General features: G+C 65.1%; 8 protein-coding genes. 4 read left to right on the plus strand and 4 right to left on the minus strand.

Annotation, left to right across the window (positions count from 1 at the left end; genetic code table 11):
• The 3 genes from JZY06_RS04340 to JZY06_RS04350 form a co-directional block, all read right to left on the minus strand.
• Positions 1–564, minus strand: a 564-nt coding sequence (locus tag JZY06_RS04340) for an IS110 family transposase (protein ID WP_207118575.1), incomplete at its 3' end; no start/stop codon positions are given.
• Positions 565–1,620: 1,056 nt separating this feature from the next.
• On the minus strand, positions 1,621–10,863 hold the full coding sequence (locus tag JZY06_RS04345) for a fatty acid synthase subunit beta domain-containing protein (RefSeq protein ID WP_377768784.1): 9,243 nt from the start codon (positions 10,861–10,863) through the stop codon (positions 1,621–1,623).
• 644 nt (positions 10,864–11,507) lie between these two features.
• Entirely contained in the window at positions 11,508–12,221 is a 714-nt protein-coding gene (locus tag JZY06_RS04350) for a TetR/AcrR family transcriptional regulator (RefSeq protein WP_207118576.1), read from the minus strand.
• A 348-nt stretch (positions 12,222–12,569) separates the two neighbouring features.
• Between JZY06_RS04350 and thiO the strand changes: the two genes are divergently transcribed.
• Genes thiO through JZY06_RS04370 form a run of 4 tightly spaced genes read left to right on the plus strand, consistent with a single transcriptional unit; the run spans position 12,570 to position 15,813 of the window.
• A complete protein-coding gene (gene thiO, locus JZY06_RS04355; RefSeq protein WP_330617081.1) occupies positions 12,570–13,661 on the plus strand; it encodes a glycine oxidase ThiO in 1,092 nt (363 codons plus the stop codon).
• A complete protein-coding gene (thiS, locus tag JZY06_RS04360; RefSeq protein WP_207118578.1) occupies positions 13,661–13,873 on the plus strand; it encodes a sulfur carrier protein ThiS in 213 nt (70 codons plus the stop codon). Before thiO ends, thiS begins: the two co-directional genes overlap by 1 nt.
• 3 nt (positions 13,874–13,876) lie before the next feature.
• Complete coding sequence (locus JZY06_RS04365) at positions 13,877–14,683, plus strand: thiazole synthase (RefSeq protein WP_207118579.1); 807 nt, start codon at positions 13,877–13,879, stop codon at positions 14,681–14,683.
• A gap of 2 nt (positions 14,684–14,685) precedes the next feature.
• Complete coding sequence (locus JZY06_RS04370) at positions 14,686–15,813, plus strand: ThiF family adenylyltransferase (RefSeq protein WP_207118580.1); 1,128 nt, start codon at positions 14,686–14,688, stop codon at positions 15,811–15,813.
• On the opposite strand, the gene JZY06_RS04375 is transcribed toward JZY06_RS04370, so the two are convergent.
• Positions 15,797–16,456, minus strand: coding sequence for a thiamine phosphate synthase (locus tag JZY06_RS04375; protein WP_207118581.1), 660 nt, complete (start codon positions 16,454–16,456; stop codon positions 15,797–15,799). The genes JZY06_RS04370 and JZY06_RS04375 overlap by 17 nt on opposite strands.
• Between the last annotated feature and the right edge of the window lie 43 nt (positions 16,457–16,499).

Raw genomic sequence — 16,499 nt, forward strand, 5'->3', positions numbered from 1 at the left:
CGGGGACTGGTAGTGGATGAGCATTTCCAGTACCCATTTTTTCTGCAGGTTCGTCTTGGTCAGGACCTGTTCCAGCTCCGGATAGCACGACAGTAGGCTGGCGCGTATCTGGTTGATGTGGCTGGTGCAGTGTCTCCTGAGATCCTCGTCAATGCCGTTCAGGTATTTCAGGGCCGTAAACAGTTCATTTTCCCGGTCGGTGGGAAGAAGTACCTCGGGCCGCACGCGGCTGGTATCAGCAATGATGTAGGCATCGCGTTTGTCGTTTTTCGCGTTTCCTTTGTAGGTTTTTGCCATGTTCCGCATCGCCAGCCCCGGTAGATATGCGGTGTCCAGGCCTGCGTGTTTGGCCGTGACAACAGCCAGTTTGCCGATATTGTTGGGTTGATCAACAGTGACTAGTACTTTTCCCCACTGCGTGACTTCGGTGAACATGGACATCAGTGCGTCGGTGGTGTTGGCCACCGGAGCGGCTTTGATCTTTTTTCCCTCGGAATCCAGTGCGTAGGCGTAATGCTTGGTTTTGCCTACATCGATACCGAGGAAGACGTCATAGTCGGACATGTGAGTCTCCAGGGATTGAAAGTGGATGTTTTCAAGCCGCTGGATTGTCTACGGCGATGCAGAACTGGCAACCACATTACAAGGAGACGTGTCCGCACCTACGGCGAATGTCATGCTTCTATCAGCAAATCCTGCACGCCACTGGTGCCCGGCGGCATCACCCCCCGGATCATCTGGGACAGGGCAAGAATTAGCCATACCGGGCTCCAGCGACTACCCCTTCAACAGAAGGGCCATCTACAAGCTTAAAACTCGGAGGCCCCCGTTCTCGGGATAGTCTTCAACGTAATGGGCAAGTTTGCGCGGATGAACCCGGGGATTTGTGTGTGTTGCCCCGGGACACGGAAGGTGAAATCCCGGTCGGTGCAGCACGGTGCCTTGGCTTGCGCTGCACGGACACTGGTGTGGGCCGGTACGGCCGGGACTAAACCCGTGGACCGATGGCACCGACACGATTGGCGCTATCTGCCTGTGCTACGGCACGGGCGGCCCTTGCGCCGGGTATGTCGGGTGCGAATGCAATCACCGGGTGTCCCGTGAGATTGGTGCCTTGATTCCGACGCAAAAAAGGACCAGCGGCTGCTGTGTGGTGCTGTGGGGATGCGTGTTTAGGAGGATGTTGCGTTGTGTGCGGTCACTTACCTAGCGCGGGTTTTGTGCCCGCCCGGTGGTGGTGAATGGGTGGCTTATCGCAAGCTGTGCGTAAAAAAGTAAAACCCCGCACCCCGGCCGTGCGTGGCGGTAACAGGGAGGGATCACTCGGCACACCACTGCGACGGATGTCCGTTGGCGCTTGTTCTGGTGAGGTGTTTTCCAGGTGCCACCTGCATTCGAACTGCTGGGCACACATCGCTGGTGGTGTTGGTTGCCGGTGTGATCCCCGTGGCTGTCGCCGCTTGTTGCGGGCCGGGCTGCGGGTGCTTGTCGGGCAGGAAAGCCGCTGGCTTTGCTGCAGGTTCCGGTACCCGGCCGGTTGCCAATTATTTTTGGTGATTGGCAACCGGCCGGTGCCACAGGGCCACAAGATGTGTGGCCCTGCAGTTGTTGGCCGGGTGGTTAGTCCAGGCCGAAGATGCCGTCGTCGTTCAAGCGGGCATCAGTATCGAGCAGCATCCGGATTTCGGCTTCGTGGGCGCCGTGTTCCGGCAGGCGGCGGGCAACCGGTACCTCGTACAAAGGTGTGGCGCCAATCATGCCGGCTTCCAGGGTGCGGGCACCGGCCTGCAGACGGTTGGTGGCGGCTTCACGCCACTTGTCCACGTCGTAGCCGGCGTTTTCGGCTGCCTTTTCGAAACAGGAGGGATGCGCCAGCACAACCACCGCCGAGACGTGGCCGAAGCCGAGGGAGGTCAGCACACCGGCTTTGACCGCCCCTTCGCCCAGATCCAGGTTCTGCCGCAGCCACACCAGGTTTTTCGCCTTCGGTTCGATCGCCGGATCAACACAGTCAAGCGAGGCGTTGGCCGGCAGTGCGCCGGTGGCCAGAATGTGGGTCAGCCCGCCGATCTGGAACAGGGCTGCACCACCCTTGGCGTGTCCGGTCAGCGACTTCTGGGAGACCACGAACAGCGGGTTGGCGTCGTCGCGGCCCAGTGCCTGCCACATCAGCGAGTGCAGCTCCGACTCATTCGGGTCGTTGGCGTTGGTGGAGGTGTCGTGCTTGGAGACCACCCGCACATCGTCGGCGGTCAACCCCAGTTTAGTGAGCGAGGTCGCCAGCGCCGAGTTCTTGCCGCCGCGGGCCGCGGCCAGGGCACCGAGTCCCGGGGCGGGAATCGAGGTGTGGGTGCCGTCGGCGTAGCTTTGCGCGTGCGCGACCACAGCCAGAACGGGAAGACCCAACCTGGCGGCGACATCGCCGCGGGCGAGGATCACTGTTCCGCCGCCCTCGGCTTCCACGAAACCGCCGCGGCGCCGGTCGTTGGCCCGGGAGTAGAAACGCTCGTCGATGCCCTTGTCGGCCATGGCCGATGATTTCGCGGTGGCGTTCATGTCACCGAAACCGGTCAGCGATTCCACGGAGATGTCGTCGATACCGCCGGCCACCACCACATCGGCTTTGCCCAGTTTGATCTTGTCGACACCTTCCTCGACCGATACCGCCGCCGTGGCGCAGGCCGCCACCGGGTGGATCATGGAACCGTAGCCGCCGACCCAGCTCTGCATGACGTGGGCCGCCACCACGTTGGGCAGCGCCTCCTGCAGAATATCGCTGGGCCGGTCCTCGCCGAGGAAGCGGGAGACGAACACTTTGTGCAGGGACTCCATGCCGCCGATGCCGGTGCCCTGGGTGGAGGCGATGGCAGAGGGGTGTACCGCTTTGAGCAGTTCAGCCGGGGTGAAACCGGCGGTTAAGAATGCGTCCACGGCGGTGACCAGGTTCCAGGCGGCAATCCGGTCCAGGCCGTCGAGCATGGCCGGCGGGATGCCCCACTTCGCCGGATCGAAACCGGTGGGCATCTGGCCGCCGACAGTCCGGCTCAGGCAGGCTTTCTTCGGGATGCGGGCCATCGCACCCTTGGATTTGGTGACCTGCCATTCGCCGTCCTCGGTGAGGGTGACGGTGGTGGTGGCCGGATCGGCTGCCTCGTAGTCGCGGGCCTCATCTTCGTTTGCGACGGTGAAGGTGATGTCGCGGTCGAGGAAGACGGTGGCCACATCGATCGAGCCCTTGTCCACCAGGGTGAAGTCGTCGACGAAGCTGCGGATACCGCAGCGGGCGATCACCTCATCGCGGAAACGGTCGTAGACGTCTTCTTCTGCAACCCGGTTGCCGTCGGTGTCGTACCAGCCGGGGTTGGAATCATCCGAGAAGCTGATCAGCCCCATCATCCAGGCCAGTTCCATGACACCGGCGGCGGTCAGCTCCACCGAGCCGTCCCGGCCCATGCCGTATTCGGCCTGGGTGCGGGTGCGTCCCGATCCCCACGAGGAAACCTCGCCGACACCGCAGATGACAACCATATCCGACAGGTCGGCGGTGACATCACCGATGGCCACCGGTTCCGGTTGGGCGGCGGTGGCCGGGTTCGGCAGCGCCTTGATGGTCACGCCGTCTTGCGGCTTATCGGCGTTGGTGCCGCGGGCTGCGGCAAGCTCCGCCGGGTCGATGGATGCCGCAAGCTCCGACAGGGACACCCCGGCATCAGCCAAACCGCCGGTGAAGTCGGCGTCCAGCGGTGCGGTGGCAGCCTTGCTGCGGGAGTCTGTGCTTGCAAGATCCAGCAGATGGCCGGTGATCTCGTCCGGGGTGTAGACGTGGATGCCGGCTTTTTTCGCCGCCGGAACCATGATGTCGTTGCCGCCCATCAGGTTGGTGCCCGCCACCCAGCCGATACGGGCCTGGGCGAGGGTGACGTATTCCGGCCAGCCGGTTTCCGACGCCCACTTGGCGAGTATGGCGTCGAAGGCGGCTTTGACTTCACCGTAGGCGCCATCCCCGCCGAAGGTTCCGCGGTTGGGGGAACCCGGCAACACGACGTGGACACGATCGCCCACACCGGCTTTGTCAGCCAGACCGGCAAGACCGGCGATGGTGCGTTCCACCGACCACAAAAGCAGCCGGGCCTGGTTTTCCGCCTGCGCACCCGCGTCAGCCAGTGACCCGGCAACCCGGGGCGCGGCAAACGGGAAGCACAGGGTAGGCACCAGCGCCGGTTTGGTGATGATGGTGTTGTCCCCGACGGTGGTTTTCTGCTCTTCACCGATCCAGCCGATCAGGGAATCAATGTCCCGGAAAGAGGTGAGGTTGGCGGGCACCAGCCACAGTTTCGCACCGTCGATGGCGTGCTCGGCATAGAGCTTGCGGGCGTATTCCTTGCGGGCCTGACCCACATTCGAGGCGGTCATCACCACGGTGGCGCCACCGGCCAAAAGGCCTGCGGCAACGGAACCGGCAATCGAACCCGGGGCGGCACCGGTGACCAGTGCCACTTCGCCGATGAACTCGCCGGAGGGTTTCTCCGTCGCCATCCGGGAGATGGATTCCAGCAGCTGGGTGGCGGTTTTCGTGTCGGCTTGTTTTGCCCACCAGGCGGCCTGTTTGGCCACGGTGCAACCGGTACCGGCGAACCGTCCCGCCCGGATGCTCTTCAACTCCTCGCCGCGGACCGCCCCGGAGCCGATGCGGGCAATGTCCTCCCGGGCCTGCGCCCACCGGTCGTCGAAGACCACTGCCTTGTCCGCGTCGAAGCAGGGGGTGACGGTTTTAAGCCAGCCGGCACCAAGTTCAGCTTCCACTGCCTCCAGCAGCGCGGTATCGGCCGGCTCGCCGGGTGCTTCCGGCGCGGGAAGAAGACCCAGTTTGTCGAGCACGGTCCGGGCGGCGGTGGCCAGCACACCATTGTCGCCGGTGACTTCCTCGGCGAAAGCGCCCAACGCTGCGGAATCAACAACCCCGCCGCCGACGGCGGCATCGCCGCTGGACAAAGAGACTGTGGTGCCGTTGGCGGCGGCCACATTCTGCACCGCGGCATCGGTGAGCGCGTCCAGGTCGGCCCCGGAGGTCGGGGCCGCGGTGGGCAGGGTCGCCAGATCCCCGCCGCGGACTGATTCCTCATCGCGGGTGCCGAGCACGATTTCGATTTCCACCGGGGCGACCCAGCTTGCGGGAAGAGACCAGGTGCCGGTGACCCGGTCGCTGATGCGGGAGGCTTTCGCCCCGGCCTGGGCGGCCAAAGTGCGCAGCCTGGAGCCTGTCAGCTCACCGAGGACCGGGCCGAAGGCCTGGTAGGAGGGGGCGGCCTGTATGACCCGGGTTTTCAGGGTGTCGACATCGGCTTCCGCGGCCCCGTCAATGGTGGGAACCCCCAGTTCACCGGCCATGTCCATCAGCAGCTGGTTGCGCCGCGAGGACACCCCGTTGGTCAGTGTTTCGGTGGTGTCGGTGCCGGTGATCTGGTCGATGCGGATTTTGTTTTGTGCCGCCACCAAAGCCAGGATCGCGTTGGCCGCGTTAAAGCCCAGCTCCGGGGCGGGCCCTGCGGCCGCCGCACCGGCTGCTGCCGGTGCCGGGGCAGCGGCGGCCGGGGACGCCTCGGCGGGAACCGCCGCCGGCTCCGGTGCTGTCCCGGTGGTGGTGGCCTCTGCCGCCGGGGCGACAGGGGTGGCATCGGTGCCGGTGGACTCGATGTCGTCGTCTGTGACTGTGGTGGCCGGGGCTTCCTGTGCGTCAGCGAAGTAGATGATCTTCTCGTCGCGTTCGACGTTGTAGACCTCCACCTGGCTGGCGGTGTTTTCCGTCAGCTCCAGGGTGCGGGCCATAAGGTTGGCCAGCGTCGGCGAGGAGGCGAGCCCCACCTCGATCACCCGTTCCACACCGTCCGGGCCAAGGAGCAGATTCTGGGTTTCAATCCACCGCACCGGGGAAGCGAACTGCCAGCTGAGCAGCTCGATCAAAAGGATGCGGGCAAGTTTCGCCGGTGCCTTGTCGGCCATGGTCTCGAAACTGTCGCCGTCGGCGAGCAGTGTTTCCACCGGCTGTGCCGGCACCACGGCAAGAATCGATTCGGCGAAGTCGCGGGTCAGCTCGAAGGGGCGGGCCACCAGGTTCGGGATGTAGCGTCCCACCAGCGCATCGACATCGAGTTCGTCCGGCAACAGGCTGTCGAGTTTCTCGGCGAAAGCCGGGACACCGGGGCGCAGCACCTCCGAGTGGAAGGGCACGTCAATACCGGGAATCTGGATGTAGGCGCGCCTGCCGCCGGCTGTGGCGGCCCTGGCTTCGGCATCGGATCGCAGGGCTTTGAGCCCCTTGATGGTGCCTGCCACCGCATACTGCTGGCCGGCCACATTGAAGTTGACGATCTGCAGGAATTCGCCGCTGGTGTCGGCAATCGAGGCAACATAGTCGACGACCTCGGAATCGGTCATGCCGAACTGGTTGGGGCGCAGCGCAGCCAGCTGGTAGTTGGAGCGCCCCTTGTCGTCGCGGGGCACCAGCGAATGCATCGCCGAGCCGCGGGAGAACACAATGTCGATAACCCCCTCCAGCTCGAAGATACCGGCGGTGGAGGCCAGCGAGGTGTATTCACCCAGCGAATGCCCGGCATACATGGCACCTGGGGTGAGCAGCCCCTCGCTGCGCAGCCGTTCGGTTTGCCCGTAGGCCACCACAGCCAAAGCGACCTGGGTGAACTGGGTCAGATACAGCACACCGGCCGGATGCCGGTAGACGGTATCGCCGACTTTCAGCACAGTCGGGTTGTTGTCGACCACATCGACAATCGAGAACCCCAGGGCTGTGCGGGTGTGTTTGTCGGCCCGCTCCCACACCGCCCGGGAGGCGGCGGAGGCCTGCCGGTCGGCGGTGGCCATGCCCTTTTCCTGGATACCCTGGCCGGGGTAGACGTAGGCGGTCGACGGGGCTTCCAGCAGCGCCTGGCCGCGGGAAACAACGTTGCCGCCGATACGGCAGGTCACCTCAACGGCGGGATTGGATCCGGCCCGGCCGACCCGTTCGACGGTGATTTCCACCTCGTCGCCGAGCTGCACCATGCCGTACATGGAGTAGGTCCAGCCGACAAGCCTGGCACTGTGGCCTTTCTCGCCGGTGGCGCACGCCAGGTGCTGGGCGGTGGCCGACAGCCACATGCCGTGCACCAGGGGCGCGGAAAGACCGACGAGTTTCGCCGCGTTGGTGGAGGTGTGGATCGGGTTGTAGTCCCCGGAGACCATGGCGAACGGGGTCATATCGCCCGGGGCGGTCACTGTGGCCCGGCGGATGAAACTGCGCGGGGTGTCGGTGATCGCCGCACCGGTGTTGCCGAAGTTCGGTGCCAGCGGGGCGGCTTCGGTGGTGGTGACCCGGCCGCGGATGGCGAAACGTTCGATCATCTTCGCCACCACAGTGCCGGTTGCGGCACAGGTGAGCACCAGATCAACGGTGACGATCCGGCCCGAGGCGGATTCGTCGAAAGGCCGGGTGCGGGCCTCGACATTGATGGTGCGGGTGGTGCCGTCCATCAAGGTGTCGACCGGGACTTTCAGGTCGATCAGGTGATCCAGGTGCACCGCGTTGAGCAGGCCCTCAATGACCGGGTAGCCGTCCGCGAGCCTGCCGGACCCCAGGGCCGCGTAGATGGCCGGCCAGCAGGGGCCGACCAGCGCGTCGGCGGTGCCGGCGGCAGTCAACGTACCCGGCAGGGCGGAACCGGTCACCCCGGTGTGGCTGGTGAACAGATGCGCCGGCAGGCTGAAGGAATCCTTGACCACCCCGAACGCCGTGTCAGCGTCGTCGTGGACCTCGGGGATGGCGGTGATTTCATCGCCCGCGGCAGAGACACTTCCCACACCGGCCACACCGGCCAGAAGACCGTAGACGGCCTCCGGCAGGTGCTCCCGGGACACCACCGGGGATGCGCCGGTGGCGCAGGCGGCGGTGACATGTACGGGAATATCGACCTGCGTGACGACATAGGGACGCTCGCCGTCCATGCCGTCCCAGTAGGAATCACACAGAATACGGATGATCCACGGGTCGTCAGCGGACTCGGGGGCAATCAGTTCGAAACTGTCCTCGTCGAGCACATGCGCCGGGTTGTCGATGAGATGACCGTGCCAGACGATATGCGGGGTGGCGCGCAGGAAAGCTTCCGCATCGGCGGCCGAACCCAGCCGGGAGAACACGGCCGCGGGCTCGGTGCCGTTGCCCTCCAGATCGGTGATGCAGGCATGTTCGAAACGGCCCAGAATATCGGCCACCGGCTCATCGACGGTGGTGATACCGGCCACAGACACCGGCCCCGGGATCACCCGCACAGCCTGGGCGTCATAGCGTTCATCCTGTGACTGCCACAGGGTGTCCAGGCCCCACCAGCGGGCCACATCGGTGTCGATGGCGGGCACCCACGGCATCGGCTTGTGGTGCTTGCGCATCAGCCCCACAAACCATGTCGCGTCGCGGGCGCCGACAATGAGTTTGTTCGCCCGCGGGTAGCGGGCGAGGAATTTCTTCACCGCCGCCGGGGCATCCATGATGGATTCCTCATCCGGGAAATCGGTGGTGATCTCCCCGTGATCGGCCTCGTTGAGGCGGGCCTCGAAACGGTGGATCAGATCGAGGAACCGGTCCGACCAGGTCGGGTCGGTGAACGGGTGGGCCAGCGACACCCAGCGCTCAAGCACCTGCGCGTAGGTCATGGTTGTCAGATCGCCGAAATAGGGCTTGGCGGTTTTATCCAGGGCGGCGATGATCTCGTCGCGGTGGGCGTCCACAGCCTCCTGGCTGGAGGTGTCCAGCTGGGAGAGCAGACGCGAGCAGGCCGCGGAATCATTGTCGACCTCGTACATGTCGGCGTGCAGGTGCGACAGCCCGGAGGTCACCCCGCCGCGGGCCGCACCCCGGCCCACCCAGCCGCCCTCATCGTCGATGCTGATACCGGGGGTATCGACCAGAAGCTGCTTGACCTGCGGGGAAGTGGTGGCTTCTTTGGCGGTCATGGTGGCGGTACCAATCAGCACACCATCAACCGGCATGGCGGGAAGGCCGTGCTTGTCGGCCCACGAACCGGTGATCCACTGGCTTGCTTTGTCGGGGGTTCCGATACCGCCGCCGACACACAGCACCACATTGGTGTGCTCCCGGATCAGGGCGTAGGTGGCCAGCAGCAGGTCGTCGAGGTTCACCCACGAATGGTGCCCGCCGGCATGGCCGTCCTCGACCTGGATGATCACCGGGAAATCGGGTTTTGCCTCCGCAATCGCCAAACAGGCGCGGATCTGTTCCACGGTGCCGGGCTTGAAACAAATGTAGGGGAAACCCTCCCGGGACAGGGTGTCAATCAGTTCGGTGGCCTCGTCGACCTCCGGGATGCCGGCCGAGACTGTCACACCGTTGATCGCCACCCCGGCAGCCCGCGCCCGCGACACAATGCGCTGCGCGCCGAACTGCAGGTTCCACATGTAGCGGTCGAAAAACATCGAGTTGAACTGGGCGGCCCGACCCGGCTGCAGCTGTGCGACCAGCCCTTCCCGGTTTTTCGCGAACACTTCCTCCGAATACTGTCCGCCGCCGGCCATCTCCGCCCAGTAGCCGGCATTGGCGGCGGCGGCCACAATCGCCGGATCCACGGTGGTGGGGGTCATGCCGGGCAGGAGCACCGGCGAATAACCGGTCAGCTTCGTGAAACGGGTCTCCACCACCACAGTGCCGTCGGGCAGCTCAATCAGACGGGGGGCGAAATCGGACCAGTCCGGTGCCGGGGCGATGCGGGTGCCGGGAGTGGCCAGCCTGTCACGGGCCGAGGAGGTGGAACCGTCGACCAGTTTCACGCCCATGCCGGCCACGACCGGTTCGGTCAGCCTGGCCAGGGAACCACCCGGATCAGTGGTGATCAGGTGGGTGCACTGTGTGGGGTAGCCGTTGAGCTCTTCCACCCAGTTGTGGTGGTCGACCAGAATGTAGCGGGCCAGCTCAGCGGCGTCGGGAACATCCAGCCGGCAGGCCTTCGCCCAGGCCAGTGTGTTGTCGACGGCCTGCTGCATCGACGAGTGGTGGAAGGGCGCGCACACATTCAGCCAGGTGATCTGCGGCTCAATGGTCGCTCCGCCGCGTTTTTTCTCCTCAATGGACTTGTTGTGCTGTCTCGCCCCGTCTTCCAGTGCCCGGACCACCAGGGCCAGGTTCTTCGCCCGCCCGGAAAGCACGAAATGGCGGGAAGAGTTCTGCAGCGCGACCTCCACCCCGGAGCCGCCGATTGCCGCCAACGCGCCATCGATGGCCGGGCGGCACAGCCCCCGCACACTGACCATGCAGCTTTCCGAGGAACCGATGCCCTGCCGGCGGGCCTCCGCGGAAGTCGCCGCCCCCATGATCAGGGCGAAAGCCAGCACATCGACCAGGCCCTCCTGGTCGCCGTCGCGCAGGGCGCGGGCAGCCGCCACTCCCAGTGAACCCTGCGAATGGCCCGCGAAACGGCAGGCGCCGATATTCAGCCCCACCCCGATCAGCTCATTGACCACCGCGATCTGTGACAGGGTGATGCCGGCCACCGACACTGCGGGCTGGGCATCCAGTTCCGTGTCGCTGGAGGCCGGGGAGCTGATCAGGGTGCTCAGGCGCTCCTGCGCGCCGGGCACAATGACAGCCAGCTGACGGGCCACCGGCGCGGTGCGCGCCCGGGCCTTGGCCAAAAGTTCGTTCAGCAGCGCCACCGACGAGGTGGTGGCGGCGCAGTCGCGCAGTGCCTCCTGCCATTGGGAGGCCTGTCCGGCGAACAAAATACCGGGCTTGTCGAAGCTCAAAAGCGGAACCGCGCCGATCGTGCCGGCCGTGCGGGAATCGCTGAAAGTTGTGGTCACGTGAAAAGTCTCCTGGAAAAGTAGCCCCGGATCGCCAACACCCCTTCGCTGTCCGCGGAAAACGGACAAAACAAAAATGCATTGAAACGTGGTGATCCGGAAAGTTCATACCGAACGGCCCCGGCGGCGGAAGAGTTTTTTCCGCGCGGGGCGTGCTGCCGGATGGTAGGAACATTCCCCGCCGGAGTCGAATACGGATAGGTATTGGCAAACCGGCCCCCGACGGGTGCCACACCCGCTGTAACACCCGGGGTCAACGACGGGTGAGGGGAGAAAATAAACCCAGCGCACACCCGTGATTGAGGCCCGAAGCAGGATACGGGCGTGTATCGGCCGCCCGCCCCCGAAGGCCCATATCCGCCCGTATGGTGTGTCCATACAATCACGCATGCGGCGAATACGTATCGGTATCCTCACCCGGCGGTGGCGGGGAGCGGATTTCGCCGCCGGGTGAGGGGGTGACCTGCCGGTTGCGGCCACCGAATGACCCACCCCGAAAAACACCCCCATTGTTCATTAAATATCTAAAGAGAAACTGTGTCCAAGATCACAGTTATGCGGGGTTGCCGGGGCGCCGACGTAAACGGGCCGGTGCCGTCTTTCGGCACCGGCCCGGGACAGGGTGGGGCATGGTTGCGCTGTGGCTAGGACTGCTCCTGGCCGGTCGCCCCGCCGTCGTCTTTTTCGACCGAGGAAGCAAACAGCAGGGTCACCACCAGATCGAGAACGTCCTCGAGCTGCAGCAGGGTGCCGCGCACCTGGTAGGTGGGTTTTTTCTCGGAGAGGTAATCCCACCACACGCTGACCCCGGTGTAGCGCATGGCGATACCGATCACGGCCTGGGCCAGCGCCTCGGTGCGTTTGGTGGCCACCCGTCCGACCTCGGCGAGCATCAGCTCCAGAATGTGGCCCATGCACACCACGAACTGGCGGTTGATCTCCATGAACTGCAGTGCCCATTCCGGTTCCCGGGCGGCGCGGGCCAGCAGCTCGTTGTGCAGCACCAAAAATCTGCGGTCCATGCCGACGCGCTGCCTGGTCTGCAGCAGAAACATCGCCACCCGGGCTTCGGTTTCGTCGTCGGTGAAGCTGAAATTGTCGGAGACAGGGGTGGTGTGCAGCTGCCGGATCCAGTCCTCGCTGACGGTGTTCATCCGGTCGATGATCTGGTTGTACTCGTCTTTGACGAGCATGGTGAACAGGGCTTCTTTGTCGGTGAAGTTCGAGTAGAAGGCACCACGGGTAAATCCAGCGGTCGAACAGATCCGCTCCAGGGTGCAGCCTTCGAAACCGGCGTCCACAATGACTTTCCGGGCGGCATCAACAAGCTTTGCTTCGGTTTCAGCGCGGTTGTGCATGAGGATCGGGCCTTCCTGTCGGATGCGTGACAGTGTGAAAAAACTGTCCTGTGCGAAAAGCGTCAACGTATTGACATGCGCGGCAGGGTCCAATCATAACCGACGCAGCCTGCCCCGCCCGTTGCGGCCGCGGGCCGGCCGGACGGGGTGGCGGACAGGCGGTGACTGGCGCGGGTAGTGAACAAACGGGTGTGGTGTCCACAAAACCCGGCCCGTTGCGGCCTAGACTTTTCCGGTGTACCTGCGGGAGCCGCCGGAAAAAAACTTTTCCCCGGCTGAGAGGGCTTTGTGTGGAGCCGACCGCCATACCTGATGCGGATCATGCCGCCGGAGGAAAGGACAAGTGTGGTGACACCTGCCGCTTGTTGTGTCATTGGGGCGGGCCTGGTGGGCCTGGCCACCGCTTTTGAACTGGCCAGCCGGGGCCATCCGGTCACAGTCATCGACCCGGAGCCGATGTCGGGGGCGTCGCACCATGCGGCCGGCATGCTGGCCCCGGCCGCTGAAATCCAGTACGGCCAGGACAATCTGGTGCCGCTGATGCGCGCATCAATGGCACTGTATCCCGATCTGGTTCAGCGGGTGGCCGCAGCATCCGGCTGCCCGACCGGCTATCTGACCTGCGGCACGATTGTGGTGGCCGCCGATGGTGCCGACCGCAGACACCTGCGGGAACTGGCCGATTTCCAACACGCCGCCGGCATGGATGTTGAGGTAGTCACCACCCGTTATCTGCGGCAGCTGGAACCGGCGATCGCCCCGGTGGTGGCTGGTGCGGCGCTTATCCCCGGCGACCACCAGATCGACCCGCGGGTGTTCGGGGCGGCACTGATGTGCGCGCTGAAGAAACTGGGGGTGCGGTTCGAGGAAAGAAAAGCCACCCCGGACGATCTGGGCCCCAAGACGGTGATGGCCGCGGGCCTGGGGGCGGCCGAGTACTTCCCCTTCCTGCCGCTTCGGCCGGTGTGGGGGGAGATCATGAGACTTGATGTTCCCGACGCAATGACACCCCTTGTCACTCATGTGATCCGCGGTTTCGTCGAGGACCGGCCCGTCTATGTGGTCCCGCGCGGCAACGGCAGTGTGGTGTTGGGGGCAACCAGCCGGGAAAACCACCGGAAGTGGGGGAGTCTCGGGGGCGTGTACCAGCTGCTGCGCGACGGCATCCGGCTGGTTCCGGGACTGGAGGAATGCTCGATCAGCGACATCGGCACCGGCGGCAGGCCCGGAACACCTGATGATCTGCCGCTCGTCGGCACGGACACCGCCACCGGCACCGTCATCTCGACCGGATACTTCCGGCACGGGATTTTGCTCACCGCCCTAGCCGCCCGCCTCGGCGCCGCCCTGGTCACCGGTGACAGGCATGTGACGGGCCTGGACGACCGGGCAGTTGAATCGATACTCACCCACACCGACCCCTACCGTTGGAGCAACTGATGGACAACACAATCACAATCACCCTCAACGGCGAGACGACGGTCATTGCCGCACACACCACGGTGGCCGGCCTGATCGATCAGCGCGGCATCAGCCCCGATGGGACGGCGGTCGCGGTCGGCGAGACTGTGCTGCCCCGGAGCCGGTGGAAAGACAACCGGCTCAGGCCGGGCGATACCGTCGAAATCCTCACCGCGGTGCAGGGAGGCTAGACGATGACCACGCACAAAGATGGCGGCACCACGCTGACCCTCGGCAGCCTGGAGATAACCAGCAGACTGCTGCTGGGAACAGGCGGCATGACCGATCTGGACGCCATGGACAAGGCCCTGGTTGCCTCCGGGGCGCAGGTGGCCACGGTGGCCATGCGGCGCTACGGCACAGGCGGGCCTGACGTGTACGGCATGCTGACACGACGCGGGGTCAACGTGCTGCCGAATACCGCCGGGTGCAAAACCGCCCGGGATGCGGTGCTGACGGCACGCATGGCCCGGGAAGCGTTGGGGGTCAACCGCATCAAACTGGAGATCATCGCCGACGATCACACTCTTCTTCCCGACACCGTGGAGCTTCTCGATGCCTGCGAGCTGCTGGTCGCAGACGGTTTCGAGGTTCTGGCCTACACCAACGACGACCCGGTGGTGGCCCGCCGCCTGATGGCCGCCGGCGCGGTGGCCGTCATGCCCGGCGGGGCGCCGATCGGCACCGGCCTGGGCATTTTGAACCCGCACAATATCCGGCTGATTGTCCGGGAAGCCGCAGCCCACAACATTCCGGTGATCATTGACGCCGGGGTGGGCACCGTTTCTGATGCGGCATATGCCATGGAGCTGGGCTGTTCCGGGGTGCTTCTGGCCAGTGCGGTCACCCGCTGCCGGCAACCGGCGGTGATGGCCAAAGCCATGGCCATGGCGGTGGAGGCCGGATACCTGGCCCACCGGGCCGGCCGGATTCCGCGGCGCGATCATGCCCTGGCCTCATCCCCGGTGACCGGGCGGGCCTGGTCGCAAGAAGTTCTGTAGCAATGGGAAAAATACAGCCTCTGGTCAGTGACGCCCGCGCGGCGGCGGTTGAATTATCGGCAGCCGAAAAGCGCCGCACCGCCCGGCAGATGGTGCTCGACGGGTTCGGCGACATGGCGCAGAAAAGACTGGCCGCCGCCCGGGTGCTGGTGGTCGGTGCCGGCGGGTTGGGCAGCCCCTGTGTGATGTCGCTGGCCGCCGCAGGGCTGGGGCATGTCACCATCGCCGAAGACGACACCGTCGACTATTCCAACCTGCAGCGCCAGATCTTGTACGGGGTGGATGATGTGGGAAAAAACAAAGCCGACACCGCCCGCGCGCGTCTGCTGGCCATGGCCTCGGACATGACCGTTGCAACCCCCGGCCGGATGACCGCCGCCCGTGCGGCGGAGATGATTGCCGGCCATGATCTGGTCATCGACGGCTGCGACAACTTCGCCACCCGCTATCTGTGCGCCGATGCCGCGGAAATCGCCCGTGTGCCGGTGGTGTGGGGTGCGGTTTTGCGGTATTCCGGCCAGCTGGCGGTCTTCGGGGTGGACGGCTTTCCGGTGCTGCGGGACATCTACCCGTCACCGCCGCCACCGGACAAGCGTCCCAGCTGTGCGGCAGCCGGGGTGTTGGGGGCGACCACTGCTGTCATGGGTTCGCTGATGGCCACGGAAGCGATCAAACTGATCACCGGTATCGGGGAGCCGTTGGTGGGCGCGATGCTGGTCTATGACGCACTGTCCGCGCGCACCCGCATATTTCGTGTGGGATGTGATCCGTCACGGACCCCGGTTTCAGCCCCCGGCACCGGGCCGGTGGTCCACCTCGGCGCGGCGGATTTCCGGCGGTTCGTATCCGCGCCCGGACATGTGGTCATCGATGTCCGGGACGCAGCCGAGATCACCCCGGCCACCACTGTTGACGCCGCCGGCGGGCGCCGTGTGCAACCGGTGGCTGATCTTGTCGCCGGGGGACTTGCATCCCTTGATCCGCCCCTGCCGGAGACCACGGAAGCGATCTGTTTCTGCTGTGCGTCCGGGGTGCGCAGTGCGGCTGCCGCCGAAGCCGTGGCAGAAGAAGCAGCCGGGAAAGGTATCCGGGTTTTCTCCCTTGACGGTGGAATCACCCCGCGGCCCTGAAATTGGCCAGTGCTTGTCGTGCCTCGGCCGCCGGATCGTCGGCATCCATCAGGCTGCGCACCATGGCGCAGCCGGCGATACCGGTGGCCGACAGGTCGGCCACATCATCGGCGGTGACATCACCGATGGCGATCACCGGCAGTGTGGTGGCGTCAACAATCGGCCGGTAGCCTGCCACCCCGAGGGGCGGCCTGCCGGAGTTTTTGGTCGGTGTCGGCCGGAACGGCCCGCAGCCGAGGTAGTCGATGACCCCCGGGTTCCGGTTGAGCAGCTGCTGCGCCTGCCGGACAAGATCCAGTGTTCCGGTGGTCAAACCGATCAGCGCATCCGGACCCAGCATCGCCCGGGCCGCGATGGGCGAGAGATCATCCTGGCCCAGATGCACCCCGTGGACCGGGGCACCGGCGGCCCGGGCGGCAAACGCCACATCAGCCCGGTCATCGACCACCGTCACAGCCGTGGGATTGGCCCGCCGGACAGCTTCGGCCACCGCCACGGTAAAAGCGGTCAGCTGCCTGGCTGTGGCATCTTTGACCCGCACCTGCACAATCCCCGCCCCGGCCGCGGCAACCGCGGCCGCGGTAGCAATGGTCGTGTCATCGGTTCCCTTGGTCACCAGATACAGCCGGTAGTCGGGGGTCATGGAAGGTCACATCCTCATCACATATTTTTCCTCCCCGGCTTGC

It is taken from the genome of Corynebacterium mendelii (genome assembly GCF_017307055.1).
Classification (GTDB): domain Bacteria; phylum Actinomycetota; class Actinomycetes; order Mycobacteriales; family Mycobacteriaceae; genus Corynebacterium; species Corynebacterium mendelii.

Excerpts from the sequence above, each read along its gene's own strand:
- JZY06_RS04350 (WP_207118576.1), bottom strand. The coding sequence starts at position 12,221 with ATGCACAACCGCGCTGAAACCGAAGCAAAGCTTGTTGATGCCGCCCGG.
- thiS (WP_207118578.1), top strand. The coding sequence starts at position 13,661 with ATGGACAACACAATCACAATCACCCTCAACGGCGAGACGACGGTCATT.
- JZY06_RS04365 (WP_207118579.1), top strand. The coding sequence starts at position 13,877 with ATGACCACGCACAAAGATGGCGGCACCACGCTGACCCTCGGCAGCCTG.
- JZY06_RS04370 (WP_207118580.1), top strand. The coding sequence starts at position 14,686 with ATGGGAAAAATACAGCCTCTGGTCAGTGACGCCCGCGCGGCGGCGGTT.
- JZY06_RS04375 (WP_207118581.1), bottom strand. The coding sequence starts at position 16,456 with ATGACCCCCGACTACCGGCTGTATCTGGTGACCAAGGGAACCGATGAC.